We start from the raw sequence: 2,813 nt of genomic DNA, 5'->3' as shown, positions 1-2,813 counted from the left end.
GGGGGCGGACATCACCGTCGAGGCGGGCGGCGCGTCCGGCCTGCGGCTGACGGGTGCCCGGGTTCCTGGCTCCGGGGAGGAAGGTGCGGGCGCCGGTGACGGCCTTGGCCAGGACACGCGTGCTGCCGGTCTGCGGCTCGGGGGCAGTCGCCACTGCCCCCAGGCCGGTGTCCGAGGCGGCCGACGGGTCTCCCGACCGGGCTGCGACGGATCCGGCCGACGTGTCGCCGGGTCCGCCACCGGCCGTGCGCTCCCCGCCGGATGCGGTCGCACTGTGCGCCAGGCCGTCCTCCGGCGACCCTGTGACCGACGCTGCTGTGGCCGCTGACGCTGATGTGACTGCCGACGCTGCCGTGACGGCCGACGCGTCGCCGGTGGCCGGCGCGCCGGCGAGCGAGGGGGCCTCGGTAAACCCCCGCCGAGGATCCTCCTCACCGACCGAAGAACGGCCGCCCGCAGCCCGTTCCGGCTCCGGCACCGACGGGTCGGCCGGGGTGCGCTCGTGCCGTCCCGCCGGCTGCCCGGAGGGTGGAGCGCTTCCCGCCCGGAGTCCTGGCGCCGGGGCGCCGGGGTCCGGTGCGGACCAGGCGTCGGCGCGCGCTTCTGCCGCTGCCGGACCGTACCCCGTGGCACCGGATTCCGTGGCCGGACCCGCGGTGTGCGGCTCCGCCGTCGGGGCGCCGGCGCTCCCGGGCCCCTGTGCCCTGTCCGCCTGTGCGTGCTCGGGTGCCGGCGGCGGGAACTCGTCCACGGTCCGGCTCGGATCCGCGGTCGGGCCGTCGAGTGCGGCGGGGCCGGGCTCCGCCGGACCGCCACGGGCCGCCACGCGCTCACCACCCGCCCGCACGCGACCGGCCGAGACGTGCTGCGGCTCCCCGTGCGGGTGGTCGAGAGCTGCCGGGCCTCCTTCCGCCGGGGTGTGATCCGGTGCGGATTCCCGGTCCGGCGAGGCGTCCCCCGGGGCCTGCCGGGACTCGGGTGCGCACTTCCCCGCGTTGCTCTCGGCACCGGCGCCCGGCCCCATGTCGCCCACCTCGTCTGCCAGTTGGTGGACGAGGATGCCGTGGCGGAAGGCGATCTCGCCCACGTCGGCGGTCGTCGTGCCGTACACGGACAGGCGGTTGCCGTCCTCGCGCACGACTTCGACGGAGCGCCGGGTGGTGCGGGCGTCCTTGGCGAGCAGGGCCGCGAGGCGTGTGGCGTGGGGACTGCGGACGGCCACGCGCGGGCGCAGCCGGTTGCGGGCGAAGGCCTTGGCCTCCTGATCGGCGAGGACTCTGCCGCCGTCGAGCGTGACGACCCGGTCGGCGGTGCGTGCGGCCTCCTTCGGGTCGGCCGTGGTGAAGAGTACAGTGCCGCCCTGGGTGGCGTGGGCCCGCAGCATGCCGTGCAGCCACTGGGCTTCGCGGACGGAGAGACCGTCCGTGGGTTCGTCCAGGACGAGCGTGTGCGGGTCGGGGAGCAGGGCGCAGGCCAGTCCGAGCCTGCGGTCCATGCCGCGCGACAGCGTGCCGAGGCGCTCTTCACGGAGGCTGACGAGGCCGACCACTTCGAGGACCTCGTCGGCCCGTCGCGCGGGGACCCCCGCCGCGGCGCACAGCATGCGCAGGTGCCCGCGGACCGTGCGGGCCGGGTGGCCCGGTACGTCGCCGAGGAGGACGCCCACTTCGCGTGAGGGGTGGGCGATCAGGTGCAGGGGCCGGCCTTTGAAGTAGGTGATGCCCCGCCCCGCCTGGAGCTCAAGCATCAGTTTGAGCAGCGTCGTCTTGCCCGCGCCGGCGCTCCCGAGGAGCGCGGTGACATGCCCGGCACGCGCTTCGAAGGAGACGTCGTCGACGGCGGGCGGATGCGCCTTGCGGGGATTGCTGGTCAGTCCGAAGGCCTGGATCACCTGCAGCAAGATAGCGCGCCATATCCGTTTTTTCCGGTATAGGGCGTCTTGCGAACATATGCCGTGTGATCTGTCCCCTCATCCATCCGCCATTCGGTGGAGCGTGTAGCCGGCGAGGGTGACCGGCGCGCCGGCGGTGCGACAGGCCCGCCGCCGCGGTCCTCAGACCTCGGGGCGCAGCATCGGCGGGTTGAGCAGGGTGGCGCCGCCGGCGCGGAAGAGCTGAGCGGGCCTGCCGCCCTGACGCGTGGTCGTACCGCCCGTCGGGACCAGGAAACCCGGGGTTCCGGTGACCTTGCGGTGGAAGTTGCGCGGGTCGAGTGCCACGCCCCACACCGCCTCGTACACCCGGCGCAGCTCTCCGACGGTGAACTCGGGCGGGCAGAAGGCAGTGGCCAGCGACGAGTACTCGATCTTGGAGCGGGCGCGCTCCACTCCGTCGGCGAGGATCTGGGCGTGGTCGAAGGCGAGCGGTGCCACGGGCTCGCCGTCGCGGCCGCAGCCGCCCTGTTGGAGCAACTCCTCGACCGGGGCCCAGCGGGCGTTGCTGGCGTCGCCTCCGGCGCGCGGGGCGGGCAGGTCGGGGGCGAGCGCGAGGTGCGCGACACTGACCACCCGCATGCGCGGGTCCCGCTTGGGGTCGCCGTAGGTGGCGAGCTGCTCCAGGTGGGCCCCGTTGTCCTGGGCGGGGGCCGAGGGGTCGTGGGCGCACAGCCCGGTCTCCTCGGCCAGCTCGCGCGCCGCCGCCTGCGACAGGTCCTCGTCGTCCCGTACGAAGCCCCCGGGCAGCGCCCAGCGCCCCTGAAAGGGAGGCTCGCCCCGGCGGACCGCCAGCGCGCACAGGGCATGGCGGCGCACGGTCAGCACGACCAGGTCCACGGTGACGGCGAAGGGCGGGAAGGCTGACGGGTCGTAGGGCATG

Annotated in this window: 2 protein-coding genes; both read right to left on the bottom strand. The window is 75.0% G+C overall.

All coding sequences use genetic code 11. From position 1 onward, the window contains the following. Positions 1 to 1,891: ATP-binding cassette domain-containing protein (locus tag IE312_RS21155; protein ID WP_229900241.1), on the bottom strand; the 1,891-nt coding region annotated here is incomplete at its 3' end. A gap of 162 nt (positions 1,892 to 2,053) precedes the next feature. Beyond that, positions 2,054 to 2,812: an NUDIX hydrolase gene (locus tag IE312_RS21150; RefSeq protein WP_189983923.1), complete on the bottom strand. Its 759-nt coding sequence runs from the start codon at positions 2,810 to 2,812 to the stop codon at positions 2,054 to 2,056. Position 2,813: the final 1 nt, after the last annotated feature.

Source organism: Streptomyces capoamus (assembly GCF_014654935.1).
Classification (GTDB): domain Bacteria; phylum Actinomycetota; class Actinomycetes; order Streptomycetales; family Streptomycetaceae; genus Streptomyces; species Streptomyces capoamus.
Note: the sequence above shows the minus strand (reverse complement) of the source record. Positions and strands in the feature narration are given on the sequence as shown.

Excerpts from the sequence above, each read along its gene's own strand:
- IE312_RS21150 (WP_189983923.1), bottom strand. The coding sequence starts at position 2,812 with ATGCCCTACGACCCGTCAGCCTTCCCGCCCTTCGCCGTCACCGTGGAC.